This window comes from Staphylococcus gallinarum (assembly GCF_000875895.1).
GTDB classification, from domain to species: domain Bacteria; phylum Bacillota; class Bacilli; order Staphylococcales; family Staphylococcaceae; genus Staphylococcus; species Staphylococcus gallinarum.
The window spans coordinates 202,531-221,991 of sequence record NZ_JXCF01000026.1 but is presented as its reverse complement, the minus strand read 5'-3'; the positions used below and the strand labels follow the sequence as shown (position 1 = coordinate 221,991).

At 32.8% G+C, this 19,461-nt stretch carries 19 protein-coding genes and 2 tRNA genes; 6 read left to right on the top strand and 15 right to left on the bottom strand.

Annotation, left to right across the window (positions count from 1 at the left end):
* Positions 1–41: 41 nt before the first annotated feature.
* Genes menB through SH09_RS11820 form a run of 4 tightly spaced genes read right to left on the bottom strand, consistent with a single transcriptional unit; the run spans position 42 to position 4,673 of the window.
* Positions 42–860 (bottom strand): 1,4-dihydroxy-2-naphthoyl-CoA synthase, encoded by an 819-nt coding sequence (gene menB, locus SH09_RS11835; RefSeq protein ID WP_042739853.1) that lies wholly within the window; start codon positions 858–860, stop codon positions 42–44.
* The gene (menH, locus tag SH09_RS11830) at positions 853–1,659 is read right to left on the bottom strand and encodes a 2-succinyl-6-hydroxy-2,4-cyclohexadiene-1-carboxylate synthase (RefSeq protein WP_042739852.1); all 807 of its coding nucleotides are present in this window, start codon (positions 1,657–1,659) and stop codon (positions 853–855) included. Before menH ends, menB begins: the two co-directional genes overlap by 8 nt.
* Positions 1,646–3,328, bottom strand: a complete 1,683-nt coding sequence (gene menD / locus SH09_RS11825) for a 2-succinyl-5-enolpyruvyl-6-hydroxy-3-cyclohexene-1-carboxylic-acid synthase (RefSeq protein WP_042739851.1) — start codon at positions 3,326–3,328, stop codon at positions 1,646–1,648. The genes menH and menD overlap by 14 nt, the downstream gene beginning before the upstream one ends.
* Complete coding sequence (locus SH09_RS11820) at positions 3,321–4,673, bottom strand: isochorismate synthase (RefSeq protein ID WP_042739850.1); 1,353 nt, start codon at positions 4,671–4,673, stop codon at positions 3,321–3,323. The genes menD and SH09_RS11820 overlap by 8 nt, the downstream gene beginning before the upstream one ends.
* A 186-nt stretch (positions 4,674–4,859) precedes the next feature.
* Between SH09_RS11820 and SH09_RS11815 the strand changes: the two genes are divergently transcribed.
* A complete protein-coding gene (locus SH09_RS11815) occupies positions 4,860–5,798 on the top strand; it encodes a 1,4-dihydroxy-2-naphthoate polyprenyltransferase (protein WP_042739849.1) in 939 nt (312 codons plus the stop codon).
* 105 nt (positions 5,799–5,903) lie between these two features.
* Here the strand turns inward: SH09_RS11815 and SH09_RS11810 are convergent, their stop codons facing one another.
* Positions 5,904–6,458 carry a GNAT family N-acetyltransferase gene (locus SH09_RS11810; RefSeq protein WP_042739848.1) on the bottom strand — a complete coding sequence of 185 codons (555 nt, stop codon included), beginning with the start codon at positions 6,456–6,458 and terminating at the stop codon, positions 5,904–5,906.
* Between the two features lie 175 nt (positions 6,459–6,633).
* Here SH09_RS11810 and SH09_RS11805 point away from each other — a divergent pair, with 175 nt between their 5' ends.
* Positions 6,634–6,846, top strand: coding sequence for a TM2 domain-containing protein (locus SH09_RS11805; RefSeq protein ID WP_042739847.1), 213 nt, complete (start codon positions 6,634–6,636; stop codon positions 6,844–6,846).
* Between the two features lie 351 nt (positions 6,847–7,197).
* Here the strand turns inward: SH09_RS11805 and arsC are convergent, their stop codons facing one another.
* From arsC to SH09_RS11790, 3 genes are read right to left on the bottom strand one after another with little or no spacing between them, the layout of a single operon-like run.
* On the bottom strand, positions 7,198–7,599 hold the full coding sequence (gene arsC / locus SH09_RS11800) for an arsenate reductase (thioredoxin) (RefSeq protein ID WP_042739846.1): 402 nt from the start codon (positions 7,597–7,599) through the stop codon (positions 7,198–7,200).
* 12 nt (positions 7,600–7,611) lie between these two features.
* Complete coding sequence (gene arsB, locus SH09_RS11795) at positions 7,612–8,901, bottom strand: arsenite efflux transporter membrane subunit ArsB (RefSeq protein WP_042739845.1); 1,290 nt, start codon at positions 8,899–8,901, stop codon at positions 7,612–7,614.
* On the bottom strand, positions 8,898–9,218 hold the full coding sequence (locus SH09_RS11790) for an ArsR/SmtB family transcription factor (protein ID WP_042739844.1): 321 nt from the start codon (positions 9,216–9,218) through the stop codon (positions 8,898–8,900). Before SH09_RS11790 ends, arsB begins: the two co-directional genes overlap by 4 nt.
* Positions 9,219–9,500: 282 nt before the next feature.
* Between SH09_RS11790 and SH09_RS11785 the strand changes: the two genes are divergently transcribed.
* The gene (locus SH09_RS11785) at positions 9,501–10,637 is read left to right on the top strand and encodes a CapA family protein (protein ID WP_082039225.1); all 1,137 of its coding nucleotides are present in this window, start codon (positions 9,501–9,503) and stop codon (positions 10,635–10,637) included.
* A gap of 123 nt (positions 10,638–10,760) precedes the next feature.
* Here the strand turns inward: SH09_RS11785 and SH09_RS11780 are convergent.
* From SH09_RS11780 to SH09_RS11770, 3 genes are all read right to left on the bottom strand, one after another.
* Positions 10,761–10,849 (bottom strand) — tRNA-Ser (locus SH09_RS11780).
* A gap of 1 nt (position 10,850) precedes the next feature.
* Positions 10,851–10,925, bottom strand: a tRNA-Asn gene (locus SH09_RS11775).
* A 154-nt stretch (positions 10,926–11,079) separates the two neighbouring features.
* The gene (locus SH09_RS11770; RefSeq protein ID WP_042739843.1) at positions 11,080–11,643 is read right to left on the bottom strand and encodes a competence protein ComK; all 564 of its coding nucleotides are present in this window, start codon (positions 11,641–11,643) and stop codon (positions 11,080–11,082) included.
* Positions 11,644–11,891: 248 nt separating this feature from the next.
* On the opposite strand from SH09_RS11770, the gene SH09_RS11765 reads away from it, so the two are divergent.
* Entirely contained in the window at positions 11,892–12,110 is a 219-nt protein-coding gene (locus SH09_RS11765; RefSeq protein ID WP_042739842.1) for an IDEAL domain-containing protein, read from the top strand.
* Positions 12,111–12,224: 114 nt separating this feature from the next.
* Here SH09_RS11765 and SH09_RS11760 read toward each other — a convergent pair whose 3' ends face one another.
* Positions 12,225–13,214, bottom strand: coding sequence for a lipoate--protein ligase (locus SH09_RS11760; RefSeq protein ID WP_042739841.1), 990 nt, complete (start codon positions 13,212–13,214; stop codon positions 12,225–12,227).
* Positions 13,215–13,413: 199 nt separating this feature from the next.
* Here SH09_RS11760 and SH09_RS11755 point away from each other — a divergent pair, with 199 nt between their 5' ends.
* Together SH09_RS11755 and SH09_RS11750 are read left to right on the top strand one after the other, a co-directional pair.
* On the top strand, positions 13,414–13,599 hold the full coding sequence (locus SH09_RS11755; RefSeq protein ID WP_042739840.1) for a YkvS family protein: 186 nt from the start codon (positions 13,414–13,416) through the stop codon (positions 13,597–13,599).
* Positions 13,600–13,604: 5 nt separating this feature from the next.
* A complete protein-coding gene (locus SH09_RS11750; RefSeq protein ID WP_042739839.1) occupies positions 13,605–14,207 on the top strand; it encodes a CPBP family glutamic-type intramembrane protease in 603 nt (200 codons plus the stop codon).
* Between the two features lie 102 nt (positions 14,208–14,309).
* Here the strand turns inward: SH09_RS11750 and SH09_RS11745 are convergent, their stop codons facing one another.
* The 3 genes from SH09_RS11745 to SH09_RS11735 form a co-directional block, all read right to left on the bottom strand.
* Positions 14,310–15,818 (bottom strand): bifunctional metallophosphatase/5'-nucleotidase, encoded by a 1,509-nt coding sequence (locus tag SH09_RS11745; protein ID WP_042739838.1) that lies wholly within the window; start codon positions 15,816–15,818, stop codon positions 14,310–14,312.
* A 196-nt stretch (positions 15,819–16,014) separates the two neighbouring features.
* On the bottom strand, positions 16,015–17,373 hold the full coding sequence (locus SH09_RS11740) for a TrkH family potassium uptake protein (RefSeq protein ID WP_042739837.1): 1,359 nt from the start codon (positions 17,371–17,373) through the stop codon (positions 16,015–16,017).
* 18 nt (positions 17,374–17,391) lie between these two features.
* On the bottom strand, positions 17,392–19,305 hold the full coding sequence (locus SH09_RS11735) for a S1C family serine protease (protein ID WP_042739836.1): 1,914 nt from the start codon (positions 19,303–19,305) through the stop codon (positions 17,392–17,394).
* Positions 19,306–19,461: the final 156 nt, after the last annotated feature.

Below are 19,461 nucleotides of genomic sequence, written 5' to 3'. Positions count from 1 at the left end.
AAAAAAAGATTAATCCAGTTATGGATTAATCTTTTTCAATATTATGGGAATTTAGGGAATTGATCGAAATCTGGATCGCGTTTTTCTTTAAAGGCATCTCTACCTTCTTTAGCTTCATCAGTTGTGTAGTATAGTAATGTTGCATCTCCAGCCATTTGTTGTAAACCTGCTAATCCATCTGTATCAGCATTCATTGCTGCTTTAAGGAATCTTAATGCAGTTGGAGAATGTTTCATGATATCTTGACACCATTTTACTGTTTCATCTTCAACATCTGCTAAAGGTACAACAGTATTTACAAGACCCATATCTAAGGCTTCTTGTGCATTATATTGGCGACATAAATACCAAATTTCACGCGCTTTTTTATGGCCAACGATTCGAGCTAAGTACCCAGAACCATACCCAGCATCAAATGACCCCACTTTTGGTCCAGTTTGACCAAAGATTGCATTGTCTGCAGCAATCGTTAAATCACAAACAACATTTAATACGTTACCGCCACCAATTGCGTAACCTCTTACCATTGCAATGACTGGTTTTGGTATAACACGTATTAATCTTTGTAAATCTAATACGTTTAAACGAGGAATTTGGTCGTCACCAACATAGCCACCATGGCCGCGCACTTTTTGGTCTCCACCTGAACAAAATGCTTTGTCACCTTCACCAGTTAAAATAATCACTGAAATACGTTGATCATCTCTAGCTCTAGAAAATGCATCCATCATTTCTTGTACAGTATTTGGTGTGAAGGCATTTCTTCTTTCAGGACGATTAATCGTAACCTTTGCAATACCTTCAAAAAATTCATATTTAATCTCTTTATATTCTTTTAATGTTTCCCACTGTCTAGTCATTTTGCTCCTCCTTATGAATAAAACCTAATACTATTTTATCAAATTCTTGCTGTTGTTCCACATGAACTGTATGACCACTCTTAGAAATATCATAGATATCACTCTGTGGAATCAATTGTTTCATAGACTCAGCTATCTTACAAAACTTTTTATCTAATTCACCAACTATTATACAAGTAGGTGTTGTAATTTGTGAAATCATTGGCCATAAATTTGGCATTACTCCTGTGCCATAATCTCGCAATGCTTTGGCTAAACGATTTGGGTCTTGGCTTAAACGCATCTTTCTAATACGTTTTTTTAGTTCCTTATCTAAATCATATTGTGTATAAAATAATGGTAACTTTTCCCAATCATTTACAAATATTTCTAATCCGGCAATATCCAGTACCTTGGCTCTAGCAAAATCAACTTGCTGACGTTCTGTTCTAGCTGCATCTTCTTGTAATCCTGGTGAAGTACTTTCCAACAGTAATCCTTGAAGCTTAACTACACCATTTAAAGCATAATACAGTGCAATTCTGCCTCCCATTGAGTAACCGTGCAAATATATTTGATAATCTGTAAAATTTGCCAATGTATCATTTAATTCATTACAAATAAAGTCAAAATCCCACACTTTATCTTTATCAGATGCATCTTGACCATGTCCTGGTAAATCAACGGTCAAGATATTAACAGCTTCTGACATGGTCTCTAAATGCTCATCAAACGTACTCTGATCACTTATGAAGCCATGTAACATAATTAATAGCTTTTTCGAATCTTGTTGTGATTGATGAAATTTATAATGTAACATTGATAATATCACTCAACTTTTTATATAATTTTTGATGTTGTTCTAAATTATCCTGTCTATCCGTTATAATTTCATAAATATGTGCGCCAAAATTTGAGAGAGCAGCATATTTAAATGACTCTATACTTTCAAACCTTTCAAATGTAAAGTCATAAAGTAATGCCGTATGTTCAAAGTTTAGACCAGTTGGCGTTCCAAATAGACGTTCGAAATACTGATCAGCTGCATCCTTCTGAGGTAAATAAGAGAAGATGCCACCACCGTCATTATTTAATAAAATAATATTTAGACTTATATCATTTAACTTAGACATTAATAAGCCATTCATGTCATGATAAAATGCCAAATCACCTATTAAGAGTGTCGTCTTTTTATGGACTGCCATACCTAAAGCCGTTGATATCACACCATCTATACCGTTGGCTCCTCTATTAGCATAGATATTTGCTTCACAAGTCATAAATAAATTATCTATATCTCTAATAGGCATACTATTACTCACAAATAAAGCGTCTTCGTTAGTCAATTTATCTAATACATTTCCTACAAAGGCAGCCTCATCTGTTGCAGATTTAATGTAATCCTTAACCTCAACTTGAGCTTGCTTTTCAAGGGTTTGCCATTTTTCTAACCAACGCTTACGTTCGACTGTCGCTGTTTCAGACAATTGTCTAAAAAAGTCATTGGCTGACATTTCAAATGATATGCTAGGTGGAATAGGAAAAGCATCTGGAACATCATTATTTTGTACCAATATTTGAAATGCATCCGTTTGTTTCAACCATTGATTTAACTTTTTAGAAATCACAGGCTTGCCAACACGAATAATGAAATCCGGATCAACATCTAAACCTGATCTATACAACAAGTCATACGTTGTAACTACATTCGGATGATGTTCCTTTCTAAGTTGACTTAATGGATCGGCCAATATGGGCACATCATGAATAGTCGAATATGTTAGGACTTGTGTAACATCTTGATGTTGTGTATCACCGACAATAATCAAGCCTTTACGTTTTTGTACAATATTTAAAATGTTATCTAAACTAGTCGTTTTTTGATAATGCGGTAATTGTTTCGTTTCAGTTGTTAATAAATAATCTTTGTCTAAATCAGGTGTTAATGGCTCTCTAAATGGTAAGTTAAAATGAATTGGCCCTCGATGTGGTCCAAATAAATATTGACTTGCCTTCTGCATTTGAAATTGTATCGTTTGAATCATATGATTAGCAGTATCACCTGAATCCGCTATTGGTAAATCAAATTGATAGTTAACAAAGTTCTCAAACATATTCGTTTGATTAATAGCTTGAGGTGCCCCAATGCCTCTCAACTCATGAGGACGATCGCTCGTTAATACAATTAGTGGCAAATGGCTTAATTGGCTCTCTGAGACAGCTGCAGTATAGTTAGCAGCAGCACTCCCAGAAGTGCATAAAATCGCAACAGGTTTCTCACTACCCTTTATCAATCCAAGCGCAAAAAATGCCGCACTACGTTCATCTGGATGAACCCAAGACTTCATTAACGGATGCGCCTCAATTGCTATTGCTAGCGGTGTCGAGCGTGATCCAGGACTAATTACTACTTCTCGCACACCATATGCATATAATTCTGAAACAAAAGTAAATACTTGATCGGTTAAAGCTTCAATATGCTTACTCATAATCATCGACTCCTAAAGCCTTCATCATAGGATTAAATTTGACCGCTGTTTCTTCAACTTCACTATCGGCATCCGAATCAAATACAATACCGCAACCAGCATATAATGTAGCTTGGTTCTTTTTAATAAGCATCGAACGAATCGCGACAATAAATTCACAGTTATCATACATATCAATATAACCAGCTGGTGCGCCATACAAACCTCGTGTACCGAATTCATTTTGTTCAATATACTCAATGGCTTCTTTCTTTGGAAAGCCACCTAACGCAGGGGTTGGATGCAAACTATCCAACAAACCAATATACGACTCATCAATTAATTGTCCCTTGATTTTTGTATATAAATGATACAAATGATCATTAGTTAAAATTTGTGGTTCTTTATTAAATTCAATATGTTCAACATATGGTTTAATATCATGCAATATACTTTCAACAACAAAACGATGTTCATTTAAGTTCTTTTCATCATTTAAGAATGCATCAATATTTGCTTTATCGATTGCATCTTCATGCGTGCGCTTAATCGTCCCTGCAACAGCTTTAGTTGATAATACATCGTCATTCACTTCCATTAATTGTTCTGGAGTTTGTGAGAAAAATACACTTCCTTGTGATTCCAGAACAAATAAATAGCTATTTCGTTCACCTTGTATTGCTTGTTTTAATATATAGGGGATGTTTATATCTTTATCAAATTGAATCATTCGCTTACGCGCAAGTACAATTTTTTTATTTTCGTCTAAAATATCGATTGTATCTTTAACTAAATCACGCCACTCATCTTTATATATATCTTCGATGCGTTTAATCTCTCCACGTTCAAAATCTGGTGAAATATTCGGTTGAGTTAATTTCTCAATAATTGCTAAAAATGTTTCAATTTCAAATTTATCTGTCTCAACAGTATAAGTGATATATGATTTCCCATGTTCCATTGTTACCAACACTTCAGGTAAAATAAAGTGATTGATACCAAATTCACGCCATTCATCTCCCGATTTATGAGAAGAAAATTGAAATCCTCCACATATCTTAAGATGATGCTTTGTAGAACTCGGATGTATTAAAGCAATGTCATTTTTATATTTTTCCCATTCTCTGAAAATAGACTGTTTATTTTCAAAGTCATTTTTAAACCTCTTAATAGCATGATAGCCAAAGAATGAAGTTTCGTTGTCATTTTTTCTAAAATAAAAACGGTCACCTGCACTATCTTCTGTTATATGAAATAATTCAGTCGGGTCTAATTCATAGTCCAATGTTGCTTCAACTGAAACCCAAGTATGCTTACTCTCATATACCGCTTCGACAATTTCACTTTCCTTGACGTCCAATGTCATCTATTTCACTTCTTTCATTTATCAGTTTTCACTCATTATAATATTGTACCACTTTTCACAATGTGTGTACGGATATGAGCTTAATTCGTTTGTACTAATTTTACGTTATTTGACCTAAATAACATCTTCTATTAAAATTGATTTGATAAAATATTATTAATTTAAAGGATAAGAGGTATTTACACTATGGCATCTCAATATCAACAATATTCAACTGTCAAAAAATATTGGCACTTGATGAGACCACATACATTAACAGCAGCTGTCGTTCCAGTGCTCGTAGGTACTGCTACTGCAAAGATTTTCTTATTAGGCAGCGAAGACCATCTCAGCCTTAGTCTATTCTTAGCAATGTTACTTGCTTGTTTATTAATTCAAGCGGCAACTAATATGTTTAATGAATACTATGATTTCAAAAAAGGGCTAGACGATCATACTTCCGTGGGAATCGGTGGTGCGATTGTACGCAACGGAATGACGCCAAAGCGTGTAATGAATTTAGCTATTGCATTTTATATCATTGCCGCATTACTAGGTATATTCATTGCAATGAATAGTTCATTCTGGTTATTACCTATTGGTCTCGTTTGTATGGCCGTTGGTTATTTATATACGGGTGGACCATTCCCTATTTCATGGACTCCATTCGGCGAACTATTTTCTGGTGTGTTTATGGGTATGTTTATTATTTTAATTTCATTCTTTATTCAAACAGAAAATATTCAGAGTTTAGCGATTTGGATTAGTATTCCAATTGTTATAACGATTGGTTTAATTAATATGGCCAATAATATCCGAGATCGTGTTAAAGACAAAGAAAGCGGTCGTAAAACGTTACCTATTCTTTTAGGCAAACGCTTCTCGATTTATTTCTTAGCATTTATGTATATCGTCGCATATGTTCTAGTAATCTATATAACATTTTTCAAACCTGGTGGCTCTATTTTCTTCTTATTAGCGTTGCTTTCATTCCCTTTACCAATAAAGGCTGTTCGACGTTTCAAAAAATATGACACGCCAGAATCAATGATGCCTGCAATGGCAGCAACAGGTAAAACCAACACATTTTTCGGTGTTTTATATGCACTAGGTATTTATATCAGCGCATTACTGGGTGGTATTTAATTTTAGAGTTCCATCTCACTTAACTCATAATACAAGCGATACAACAACTTAATACGAGTTATTTAGCAGTCGGTACCTTTAGTCAATAGGCCGGCTGCTTTTATATTATTGCGTATAAATCATATGGTGATGCATATGACCATACAAGTCTATTTGACGCTCACTTGCAAAACCCAACTTACTATATACACTCAAAGCAATAGAATTATTTAAATCACAATTTAAACTCCATTTTTGGTCAGGTGCTGTATTGATTACATGTTTAATCAATTGTGTAGCAACTCCTTGACCTCTGTATTCTGCAAATGTTGCCACTGTTTCAATGTACCACTCATCATCGCTTGCTTCTTTAGTTGGCATTGGCGTCCCCAAACGTGAGACATCTTCATCCAATTCTAGCTCGAGCCAAGCATTTTCATATGCTAATTCCTTATCACCTGGATAAGCAATTAAACATCCTGCAACTGCTCCATCTATTTCATAAACCCAAATATTGTCTATATGTCCCCTATAAGGTACCTCAATCATACTGCGCTCTATAATTTGCAACAAACGCTCCTTTTGCACATGACGTACCAACGGAATTTCTAGTTCTTCCCATATGATATAACATAATTGCGCTAACTGTTGTCTATCTTTAGGTTGTGCCTTTCTAATCATAATTGCTCTCCTCATTTACACATTTAATCACCTATTATTATATCTGAAATTATTTTAAAATTCGAAGTTCTTACTTACAATGTCACTAATTTTCACATTTAATAGTTTTTAATTGTTGTTTATACTAATTTATAAGATAATTTATTTATTATTATTCAAAGAGAGGTAAGAGATCGTGAAAGTTAACAAAGTGATATATGTTGTATTATGCTTCTTTCTTGGCTGGATAGGCGTTCACAAATTTTATTCCAATCAATTGTTACAAGGTATGCTCCATTTAGTGTTCTTTTGGACAGGGATTCCATATATTATCGCAATTATAAGTGGGATTATTACTATATTTTTCAAAAAAGCTGATGATAATGGCTTAATTTCATTTGAAAAATAAATCATAATATACTAGTTAAAATAACAAAAAACGGGTATGTACTTTTATATATAACATTTTGAATAAATTGCATAATTGTTAAGGGGGTACTACCTATGGGAAATATTATCAAACGTGTATTTAGAGCTATTGCTGTAAGTTATATAGTAAAGGCGATAAAGAATTTAATAAGTAAAAAATAAACCAACCATTATATATTATAAATCATAAAAACACCGAGTGAGGCACTATAAATGTCTCATCCGGTGTTTTGTATTTATATATATATGCAACTAACTAATTAATAAGTAAACACACATTTAAGTTAAAAAGATAGCTAATTTTAATTTAAAATGCAATTTGAACACTATACTAACTATTTTCTAATTTGAATTGTTGAATTCTATCTCCTATTTCATCACGTACGCTTTGAAATTTTGTCCAATCCTGTCCAGCTGGATCATCAAATCCCCAATGCTGCTTAGTCACATGCTTAGGTAATACAGGACAATTGTTATCAGCATGACTGCATAAAGTAACAACTAAATCAGCCTGGTTCAATATTTCACTATCAATTAAATCCGAGGTATGATTTGAAATATCGATACCTACCTCTAACATAGCTTCTACTGCTTTCGGATTAACACCATGTGTCTCAATTCCTGCAGAATAAACATTCCAATTATCACCTAAAATTTTATGTGCCCATCCTTCTGCCATTTGACTTCTACAAGCATTACCTGTACATATAAAATAGATCGTTTTCTTATTCATTTTATTTCTCCTTTAAAATATAATAAGTGTTAAATATAATCCTAATAACGTAAAAAACAATACTGGGATTGTTATTACAATACCTGTTTTAAAATATGTTCCCCAAGATATTTTGACACCTTTTTGTGATAATACATGTAACCAAAGCAATGTAGCCAAAGAACCAATAGGCGTAATCTTTGGACCTAAGTCAGAACCAATGACATTTGCATATATCATGCCATCCTTTAACACTCCTGTTACATTTGATTGCCCTATCGCAATAGCATCAATCAGTACCGTTGGCAAATTATTCATAACAGATGAAAGTATTGCAGAAATAAAGCCCATTCCCATTACACTACCAAATAAGCCATAATGAGCAATATCATTTAACAAACTACTTAATAACGTTGTTATGCCAACATTTTTCAAACCATATACTACTAAATACATTCCTACTGAAAAAACAACGATATTCCAAGGTGCTCCCTTAATTACCGTCGCAGTATTCACTGCAGCTGAACGTCTGGCTAATAATATAAATAATAAAGCACACACACCAGCTATAATTGAAACTGGTATTTGAATAAATTCACTTATTAAATAACCAATCAATAATATAATCAGGACAACCCATGAAAATTTAAATAATTTCATATCTTTTATTACCGTTACAGGTTCTGCAATATGTTTCGTTTCAAATGAATTTGGAATTGATTTGTTAAAATATAACCACAGAACGATGATACTTGCTATCAATGCAAAGCAATTTGGTATTATCATTCGTGCCATGTATTCCACAAAACCAATATCAAAATAATCCGCCGATACTATATTCACTAAATTACTAACTATCAGTGGTAACGATGTAGTATCTGCGATGAAACCACTTGCGATAATAAATGGGAAAATAACTTTTTTATTAAAACCTAGTGTCCGAACCATTGCTAACACAATCGGTGTTAATATCAACGCTGCCCCATCATTAGCGAAAAATGCTGCGACGACCGCCCCTAATACCATTATATAAATAAACATCTTTAGACCATTACCATTCGATGCCCGGACCATATGTAATGCTGCCCATTCAAAGAAACCTATTTCATCAAGTATTAGAGAAATTAATATTACTGCGACAAAAGTTAACGTCGCATTCCAAACAATTCCAGTCACCTCAAACACATCTGAGAAACTCACTACACCAGTTATAATGGCAATTATTGCACCGATCATCGCCGTAATACCAATATCTAACCCTTTAGGTTGCCAAATTACAAAAAATAAAGTCACTAAAAACAAGACAATTGCAAACACAGTCATGAACTACACTCACCTTTATCGATATCATTACAAATACAACGTACATGATTCGTGTTTATATTATCCAAATGCTCAGTCACTTCAGTCATCAATTTATGATTTAATTGATACATCCGTTTATTGCCTAGTTTACGCATTGTTATTAGTTCAGAATCTAATAATGCCTTCATATGATGACTCAATGTAGGTTGAGAAAATTGAAAATGCCCTAATAAATCATGTGCACAAAGCTCATCACATGATAATAAATCTAATATCTCGAGTCTATTTGGATCTGCTAATACCTTTAACAGCCTTGCAATTTTTTGATATGCCAATCATAGCACCTCCATACTTCTATATAGATTATCATCTATATAGATATCTGTCTATATACTTTTTAAATCAATAGATCACTAGAACTGATATTCAAATTATTTTTAATAAAAAAGTCACCTAATTATTATATTTCTTAATTTAAAGGGTAATGTATTTTAACAACATTAAATTGTGATTCAAATTCAATAATTGCTTGATTTATATAAGTAACTTTATTAATTAACAGATAGATTATGGTATCAATGCAAATAGCTATTATTCACAATTATAGGAGTGACACGATGAAAGGAATATTTACATACATTCTGATATTCGTAATAACTTGTTGGATGTTTATCAGCTTGTTAATCAATCATCAACGACAACAAATTGATTTTATAGCTGTAGGTGATAATTTAATACATCCAGTTGTCTATCAAGATGCTAATAACGGAAAAGATTCATATAATTTCCAAAAAATGTACCGACCTATTGCTCCTTACATACAAGACAAAGACCTTGCATATATTAATCAAGAATCACCTCTAGGTGGTGATGATCGCCCATTTTCAGGTTTTAAAAGATTTAATACCCCTTCTGTAGTCGCAAAAGCTGTAATTGATACTGGATTTAATCTCATTAATGGTTCAAACAACCATTCCTTAGATCAAGGCACTAGTGGTATCAATAACAGTTTATCAACATGGCATAAATACCAAGATAAAGCACTATTCACTGGTATGTTTAAAAGTAAGGACGATTATAATAAAACACCTACCATAAACATCAAAAATACTAAAGTATCCATGTTAAGTTATACATTTGGCACAAATAATTTAACACCCAAATTGCCCTATCAAATAAAATATATTAACAAGAAACAAATCAAAAGAGATATAAAAAAAGCAAAACAACATAGTGATTTTATTGTCATTTCTATGCATTGGGGTAAGGAAGGCAGCCACAAGCCAAGTAAAAAACAAAAGGAATATGCTAAATTCTTAGCCAAACAAAATGTCGACGTCGTTATAGGTATGCATCCACATGTAATACAACCTGTTGAATGGGTTAAAGGTACCCAAAACCATAAGACATTAGTCGCTTATTCTCTCGGCAACTTTTTAAATGGCCAAGAAACAGGGACTGAAAGTAATCATTTAGGAGGCAGTATTCAATTTAAAATTGCAAATAATCATAACGACACCAAAATCTCCGACGTAAAATGGCGCTCAATCGTTAATCATTATGAAATGACTGCTCCATATAATGATGACAGTAGGCATCACTTCAAAGTTTATATGTTAAATGATTATCCTAATAAATTAGCTAATCAACATGGTTTGCAATATCAAAGAAATGCTAATATGTCTAAATCACAATTACAACAAATTACGACAAATGTTATTGATAAACGTTTTTTAGACAATAGCAGCTATTAGCATTATGAACGTATTGTTAGTGTAAAGGTTAATTATCTCTATTAACGATATTTATCCAAACACAACAAAAAACCCGTTAAATCAACGTTTAATTACGTTAACTTAACGGGTATTCTCTATGTACGGAAACGGAGGGATTCGAACCCTCGCGCCGCTCTCGCGACCTACACCCTTAGCAGGGGCGCCTCTTCAGCCAACTTGAGTACGTTTCCATGGCTCCACAGGTAGGACTCGAACCTACGACCGATCGGTTAACAGCCGATAGCTCTACCACTGAGCTACTGTGGATTAATGTATTCTCTTATCAAGCACAAATATAATTATATCAATAACAGCAGATTTTTCAAGTATAAATGTTAAAAAAATATGCGGAATATTTACACTAATTTAATATAATATTCCACATACTTTATCTTTTACATTTAAAATTCATTTTCGTTAGCTATTTGTGCTCGAATAAAGAGTATTTGGCTAATGCTTCATAAATATTTAATTGTGGTTTTGTATAATCAATTGGGGAATCAGGATCAAATGTAGCTACTCTAGCTGCTCTATCCATCATGTAGTAATAATATATACCATTCAAGTATTGATGATGCATACTGTGAGCAGAGATATTAACTGTTATCGTTTGATCATCTACAAAGATAACTTTACATTTTTTATCCTTTAGTGGCTTTATTTGTTCAACATAGTGAATGTTAATCCATGTGTTTTCGTCTTTTCTATCAGAGTGAGTTGGGAAAAAATAAGTGGGAAATAATGGAGTAAATAGAAGTGGCGGTTTACTACTAATGCCTGTAATTCGCATTGTATCCTCTTTTTTAAAATTATAACTACTACCGTAAAACCTACATGACCGATCAATAATTTTAGGTGTTCGATCTTTGATTACTGTACATTCATCCTTATATTTAAACACCCGGGTACCTTCTAACAAACCAAATGACACATTACAAGGTTGCAATGCCATATCACCTTTTTTAATTACATAATGCAAATTCATAATTGATGCCTCCTTACGCTTTGGTGATAAGCAAATAATATAACATTAAGAATTTAAAATCAATAAAATAATATAAAAATCCTTCTTAATTACCATCAACTTAAATTTTGTAAAAAAGTTTTTGCCATTTTTTATTTTTCGAAAGTTGCATTTTACACTTATTTTTTCGGAATAGTCAGAATATTTGTTGATTTCAATATAAAAAAACTGTATACTACATGTAAATATATAGAAAGGCAGTGGTTAAAATGAAACATAACACACATGTTAAATATAATACATTAGAGTCCTTTGTATCTACTATCAATGATTTGGGTATCGAACTAATAATTGATGAATCACTACGTAACGTTCGTAAGCATGAGTTAGAACATTTAATAGACGATGCTCTAAAAAATAAAAACGAGAATGATTTCAAACGCTATACAGATGAATACAAAAACTTGGAGGAATTTCTCGTTGGATAATTTAATCGATTGCCATTTAAAATAAGGTCTATCCCTACTTATCAGTTGATATTGTCGGTGGATAGACCTTTTCGTATTTTATATATTCATTTGTATGAATTTTTTGTTCAATTATTAAGACATTAATCTAATTAATTCGTTTCTATCGATTGCACCAAAGTAATGGTGTATATCGTAATCGGCTAACGCTTCTTCTATACTATTAAAATCATGTAAAGTGCCTTCTAGAGCTGCTTCTAATTCTGTTATATCACCTTCACCAAAGAAATCACCGAATATTCTCGCATGTTCAATTCTACCTTTTTTAACATCTAGCTTAATTTGAACAAAACCTTTTTCAAATTTTTCCTCACGCTCAAAGTTATATTTTGGATTCTTGCCATAATTCCAATCCCAAGTGCGATATTTTTCATTGCTTAATTGTTCAATATTCGCCCAATCTTCATCAGTTAGTTTATATTCTTCAACTTGATTTGTTTCACCGAAAATTGTTTTTAAAATAATTTCTTTGAAGGTATCAATATCAATAGGTTCATCTAAAAATTCAACAATATTAGCTACTCTACTGCGGACAGATTTAATTCCTTTAGATTTGATTTTTGCTGGATTTACTCTTAAGGCATTTTGTACTTCATCCAGTTCACTATTTAAAATAAGTGTACCATGGCTAAACATACGTTCTTTCACCTTGACCATTGCATTTCCCGAAATTTTTGCATTCCCTACTTGTATATCATTTCTTCCACTAAGTTCAGCATCAACGCCTAAACTTTTTAAGGCTTCAACAATTGGTTCTGTGAACTTTTTAAAATTATGGAAACTATTGCCATCATCATCAGTGATAAAACTAAAGTTTAAATTGCCCGTATCATGATATACAGCGCCCCCACCAGAAATTCGTCGCACCACATCTATACCATGTTCATCAATGTATGGTTGATTGACCTCTTCGATTGTATTTTGATTTTTACCAATTATAATAGATGGTCTATTTACATAAAATAAAAAATAGCTATCATCATTGGGCATATGTTTCAAAACATACTCTTCCATTGCTAAATTAAGTGTTGGATCTGTGATGTCATTGTTGCTAATAAATTTCATTTGTTCCACTCCTTTTCCCATAAATACGCCCTTATAATATTTATGCTACATTTTCACTTAAAATGCCAATCATTCACTCCAAAATTTCAAATAAATTTAAAATCACTTTATGAACATGCAATTTAATGGTTTTTTGTTTATTTGTAGATGATTTTTTTGTATAATACTATCTAGTTAGCATTTCTAGGGAGGATTAAAGATGACTGTTGCAGAAGTTGGAAATATAGTAGAATTTTATGACGGATTAAAAGGCCGCGTAGAAAAAATTAATGATAATTCAGTAATTGTTGATCTAACAATTATGGAGAACTTCAATGATCTAGACTTGCCAGAGAAGACTGTCATTAATCATAAACGATACAAAATCGTTGAACAAGAAGGTTAAGCTCAATGAATAAAATGTCAAAAGCTTTAATATGGTTTGTAATAAGCTTTATTATCTTTCACGTCATCTTGTATGTTATGTGGGGTGAAAAGCAAGTATATTGGTATCTGTACACAGGCATTATGTTAATTGCAGGCATAAGTTATGTTTTTTACCAAAGAGATATTGAATCCAAGCGCCTCCTTACATCACTAGGTATAGGGATATTAGTTGGTGTGGTACTCATTCTCATACAGCTTATTACATCGGCAATGGTTGCTGATTTGAAATACTCAGAATTAATTAAAGAATTGACAAGAACTGGTGTATATTTTAAATGGCAAATGTTAGTAACATTAGTTTTTGTTATACCGTGTCATGAACTTTATATGAGAACGGTTTTGCAAAAGGAATTACTTAAATTAAATATCCCAGGCTGGATAGGTGTAATTATTTCGGCATTATGTTCGGCTTCATTATTTTTCTATCTAGATAAGATGTGGATTGTATTTTTCGTATTCTTAGTTCAAATCGTTCTTTCAATAAGTTATCTTTATACACGAAGAATTGCAACGTCTGTAGTAGCTCAAATTGTTGCTGTTGTAATTCTTCTATTATTCCACGCATAGTTTAATAATTAAGATAAAAAGCAGGTTACCGCTCTAATGCATAGTAACCTGCTTTTTTGTATTCTCAAACATTTTATGTTACCCAATGCCTAGCTGCTTTCGTTATGTGAGGACATTAAATGTTTGCTGTTGTTTAATGGTATATGTTTCATCTTTTAAATTTTTTGATATTAACTCAAACATAGTAACATCACCTGTATCATGTATAACGGCATTTTCTAAATATTGGCGGTAATTTCTATAACAATAGTCTGTCATACTTACTCTATAGACATGATCCAATTTAATATTATTTAACGTAACCCTATCAAAAGGTTTTGCGTTCATATCTATAGTATAATCTACACCTTGCCAAAATGTACAAAGCGTTTCATCAATAATAGTCAGGCTCAATTTTCCATCGCTAAATTCAATATGTGAATATCCATATTCAAGTATATCTTTAATATGCTGACCTTTTAATGTTAAATCTACTGGTACATCTGGGTGAGGATATGCATAATACAAGGAGCCATTTGTCACACTTTCTGTTAAGCCACTTTCTCCATTTGTAGGTAAATGAACACAGGAAATATCATAATTATATTTCAATCTAATACTATCATGTAGTAGTTGCGTAAATTTGTGTGGTTTACATATAACATCGGCCAAACCATCAACAGTGACATTTACCCCTTGATTGGTTAGCGTCTCTGTTGACCAATATTCAACAGCTTTACGGTCATAATGTGTTAAATGCAATAAATGTTCATCTTCTTCGTACTCATTTAAATCGACAATATGTGAGTCAACATTTTCCAATTCATACGAACTTGTGCGTTTTTTAAAATTAATATTCACATGAATTAATTGCTCTGCATTTTGTCCTGCTTGTACATAAAGTGTTTGATCATCTCTACCTATAAAGGTTTGATGTTGGTGCCCTGTAATAAGTAAATCAATAACACCAAGCGTTTGCATGATTTTTTCCGCTTCATTTACCTTTTCTTCGCGTTCTTTACCGGACTTATTCAATTGATTCAAGCCACCATGATAAATAACAATAAGAAAGTCTGGCATTTCCGTCTCATGAATATAACGAATCCAGCGTTTAGAAGAAAGTAATGTTTTCTCTATCTGAACGTCTTCTTCCATTTCAAAATGCTCGCGTTCCATCAATCCGTCTGAAGTTAAACCGACTATGGCTATCTTAACCCCTTCTATTTGTTTAATTGTATAAGGGGTTGAAAAATATGGCTCGCGTGTTTGTTGGTATTCGATATTTGCTGATAACCATGGAAATCTAGACAACGCAATAGATCTCGAGAAAAAGGACAGTCCAAATTTGAATTCATTGGGACTAATTCCACTCGCATCATACTGCATTGCATTCATCAATTTAATCATTGGATGCCTTTTATAAGGAGCTACCAAAGCATAATAAAATGCACCTAATGATCCTGCCAAACTGCCGCCACTATCTAATAAAATAACATGCTTGTTTTCATTTCTTACTTTATTTACATATGTGCCTGCTCGATAGATATTCGAGCCATTATCGCCATTAAGGAAATGACTGTGCATATCTGAAGTTGTGATAACATCAATCGCTATTTTTTCACTTTGTTTCATAAGCCTCTCTCCTCATTAACAACAGTTTAACATGATATATTTTTTGTTGACACTAATTACAACACTAATAAAAATTTTCTAATATGCTTATTATTTTAAGCAATAAAAAAGATAGACACAACGTTTTCATTAGAAATAATTCTAATACCGTTATGCCTATCCTATTAATATTTAAACTGAATATAAATTAACGTATCTATCCGATTTGAACGCGTTCCTTTGGATAATGGAATTTATCGGGTTCTCTTCGGCCACCAATCATAATGATGAAGCTTATCAAACCGACACGACCGATAAACATCAATAACATTAATATCAGCTTCGTCGTACTACTCACATCACCAGTTATTCCTAATGATAAACCACAAGTACCAAAGGCTGACATGACCTCAAAGAATGCTTGTAAAAAACTTAGTTTTCCATTTTCCACTACTAGTATAACAATCATGCTCGTAAAGGTTAATATTGAAGCCATTGTAAAAACTGCAAATGATCGTTGAACATCTGTAGCATGAATCTCTCTATTAAATGCCTTTATTGATGTACGTTCCGCAGTATTACTAAAGTTAAGTAAAAATAGTATCAATATCGCAAATGTTGTGGTTCTTATTCCCCCACCTACTGAACTTGGAGAAGAACCAATAAACATCAGAATACTCATAATTACGTTCGTACCTTCATCAAATTGACTGACATCTATAGTTTGCAAACCTGCACTTCTTGTGGATGCAGATTGAAACAGTGCGTAGAATAATGACTTATGCCATGACATATGATTAAATGAATGATTATGTTCTAATAACAAGATAATAATCGTTCCAAAGACAAACAATGCCAAATAAGTAACTGTTGTTATCTTTGCAAAAAGTGAAAATCTAAAGTTTGGAATTCTGTTTTTTATATATGCTTTAACTTCTAATAACACAGGAAAACCTATAGAACCCAATACAATTAAAAACATCACTATAGTTTGCACAAAGTAATCACTAGCATAAGGAATCAAAGATTGACCCGTAATATCTAATCCGCCATTAGTAGTTGCTGAAACAGCAACAAACACACCTTGCATGATGGCATATTGTAAATCAGGTGTATCTCGATAAAAATAAAAAGTTAACAATGCTGCACCAATAAGCTCAATCATTAAGATTGTTTTCACAATTTCTAAAATCAGCTTAACTGTACCACTCATTGTATCTTTATTATTATCTAACATGATTAATCTACGCTCGCGCATACCAATATGTTTGCCCAACACAACCCATAGCATTGTACCAATTGCCATGACACCAATACCACCAATATTTAATATAATCATAATGATGATTTGTCCAAATGTACTATATGTATCAGCAATATTGATTGGTGTAAGCCCTGTAACACTAACGCCCGATACGGCCACAAATAAAGAATCAACCGGGTCGACATGTACGCCCGGTTTATGAACAAATGGCAAATTAAGCAATAAGAACGCTACGATAATCGCAACAAGATAATATAATACAATCCCTTGTTGTGGGCTAGATTTCTTTAATAATTGATTGAAAATGGACAATCTATATTCACCCCAACGTTATTTCAATTTAATGTTGATATCTTTAACCTTACCATCTCTATATATTTTTGCTGGCAATGTCTTTAAATCATCTTTATGCGCAAAAATGATCTGTCTATATCTTAGATTATCTTCAACATCTTTACCATCTAATTCTACTATGACATCATTTTTTTGCAAGCCAGATTTATCACCAAGAGAATCTTTTTTAATATCGGCTACGACTATACCCTTATTTACATCATTTGGCAAGTTTATTGTAGAACGAGCAGCATCATCAAGATCTGCAACATTTACAATTTTAACACCCGTATTTGGATAGTTCACCTTACCTTTAGTTTCCAATTGCTTTGCGATAGATTGTGCATCATTAATTGGAATTGCAAAGGCCATACCTTCCACATTATCCATATCTATTTTTAACGATGCAATACCAACAAGTTTCCCATTTCTATCAATAACAGCCCCACCTGAATTACCAGGGTTAACCGGAGCGTCCATTTGAAATGCATTCATCAGCACGTCATATTGATCGTCTTTATCAATATCTACCGGAACATGTCTATTTAACCCGGATATAATACCATCAGATACACTACCTTTAAAGTCATTTCCAAGTGGATTGCCGACAACAATAATAGGTTCACCTAGTACAAGTGTACTTGAATCACCCAATTTCATCGGTTTTACATCTTGATTACCCTTCACTTTTGCTTTGATTACTGCAATATCTGAAAATTTATCAGAACCGATTACTTTACCAATTGTAATCTTATCATTACCATATGTAATTTTTTGCTCTTTTTTATTACCAACAACATGCGCATTGGTTAAAACATAAATAGAGTCGTCCACTTTTTTGTAGACGACACCTGAACCAAGTTCATTTTGTTTATCCGCTTCCTGTGTTTCCTTATCTGCAGATGAGTATCCACTTGATGTATCGTTATCTACTGTTACTACCGAATGAATTGCATTATTGGCATTTTTCATTGTTGCTGTATAAGTTTTATTATCATCTTTATTACTTTGGAATATACTATCTTTCGTCTTACCACTTTGATCAACATTATAGAATATTGCATTTATTAATGTAAGTACAAGTATAACTGCAACTACAATTAATATTTGAGCCCAATATGTTTTAAAGAAATGTTTAATCTTTGTTGACGCATTCTGATGTTGTTTGCCTTCATCTCTTTGTGATGTATTTTGAGCTGAATTGTAACGATAGTCTTTCTCATCATCAACATATTTATTCACGCGATGTTTTTGTGCTTCTTCCGAATAGAAATAATCTTGCTGTTTATCTGTAGCAATAGCTGCACTTTCTTTTTTATTATCTGTTGTTGTATAATCAGTTTTTGCTTTATTAGTTGTTGTTTTATCATGTGCAGTTGTCTCTGGTTGATCCTTTTCTTTACCATCACGCTCTGCATCATTATCTTGAGCTTTAGAATGATGTGGTTGTTGATTTCCATTTGACATTAAATGTTCTTCTTTAGGATTTTTATTCGTCTTTCCGTCATGAATATTTTTATCAGTTCTTAATTTCTGCTGTTTCTCATTTGAAGACTGCGCTTTAGACTCTGACTCTAGTTGCTCAGAAGATTTATTTTTTGCATCTTCTTCCTGCTTTGAAGGCATATCTATATCCTTTGCGTCAGCTTGAGTTTCATTCTGCTTAGCAGCTGCTATTGCTTGTTGTTGCTGAATTTCTTCTTGAGTTAACTTCTCAATTCTTGCTTTCCTTAAATTATCTTTCACGCGCTCTTCATTATTTTTGGCAAGCTTTTGTTCCTTCGCTGCCTGTTCCTTTTGCTCTTGCCGTTCTTGTTGAAGACGTTGTTCCCGCTCTTCATTGTGAAAGTATTCCCTTCTTTTCCGACCATATTTGGCTTTTGGGATGACATGTTTTTTATTGTTCGCCATCATAATTCCCCCTAAAACTACATATACCTTATCTTTCTATTATGCCATATTAAAATTAATATTTCTTCTTTATTTTGTTTTATAAAAGTAGATTTAATTTGATTATAATCACTTTCGGCATAATTTTCTAACTAAGTGAACATAATTTTAAAAATA

Coding starts and splice junctions, on each gene's coding strand:
- menB (WP_042739853.1), bottom strand. CDS start 860: ATGACTAGACAGTGGGAAACATTAAAAGAATATAAAGAGATTAAATAT.
- menH (WP_042739852.1), bottom strand. CDS start 1,659: ATGTTACATTATAAATTTCATCAATCACAACAAGATTCGAAAAAGCTA.
- menD (WP_042739851.1), bottom strand. CDS start 3,328: ATGAGTAAGCATATTGAAGCTTTAACCGATCAAGTATTTACTTTTGTT.
- SH09_RS11820 (WP_042739850.1), bottom strand. CDS start 4,673: ATGACATTGGACGTCAAGGAAAGTGAAATTGTCGAAGCGGTATATGAG.
- SH09_RS11815 (WP_042739849.1), top strand. CDS start 4,860: ATGGCATCTCAATATCAACAATATTCAACTGTCAAAAAATATTGGCAC.
- SH09_RS11810 (WP_042739848.1), bottom strand. CDS start 6,458: ATGATTAGAAAGGCACAACCTAAAGATAGACAACAGTTAGCGCAATTA.
- arsC (WP_042739846.1), bottom strand. CDS start 7,599: ATGAATAAGAAAACGATCTATTTTATATGTACAGGTAATGCTTGTAGA.
- arsB (WP_042739845.1), bottom strand. CDS start 8,901: ATGACTGTGTTTGCAATTGTCTTGTTTTTAGTGACTTTATTTTTTGTA.
- SH09_RS11785 (WP_082039225.1), top strand. CDS start 9,501: ATGAAAGGAATATTTACATACATTCTGATATTCGTAATAACTTGTTGG.
- SH09_RS11770 (WP_042739843.1), bottom strand. CDS start 11,643: ATGAATTTGCATTATGTAATTAAAAAAGGTGATATGGCATTGCAACCT.
- SH09_RS11765 (WP_042739842.1), top strand. CDS start 11,892: ATGAAACATAACACACATGTTAAATATAATACATTAGAGTCCTTTGTA.
- SH09_RS11760 (WP_042739841.1), bottom strand. CDS start 13,214: ATGAAATTTATTAGCAACAATGACATCACAGATCCAACACTTAATTTA.
- SH09_RS11755 (WP_042739840.1), top strand. CDS start 13,414: ATGACTGTTGCAGAAGTTGGAAATATAGTAGAATTTTATGACGGATTA.
- SH09_RS11750 (WP_042739839.1), top strand. CDS start 13,605: ATGAATAAAATGTCAAAAGCTTTAATATGGTTTGTAATAAGCTTTATT.
- SH09_RS11745 (WP_042739838.1), bottom strand. CDS start 15,818: ATGAAACAAAGTGAAAAAATAGCGATTGATGTTATCACAACTTCAGAT.
- SH09_RS11735 (WP_042739836.1), bottom strand. CDS start 19,305: ATGGCGAACAATAAAAAACATGTCATCCCAAAAGCCAAATATGGTCGG.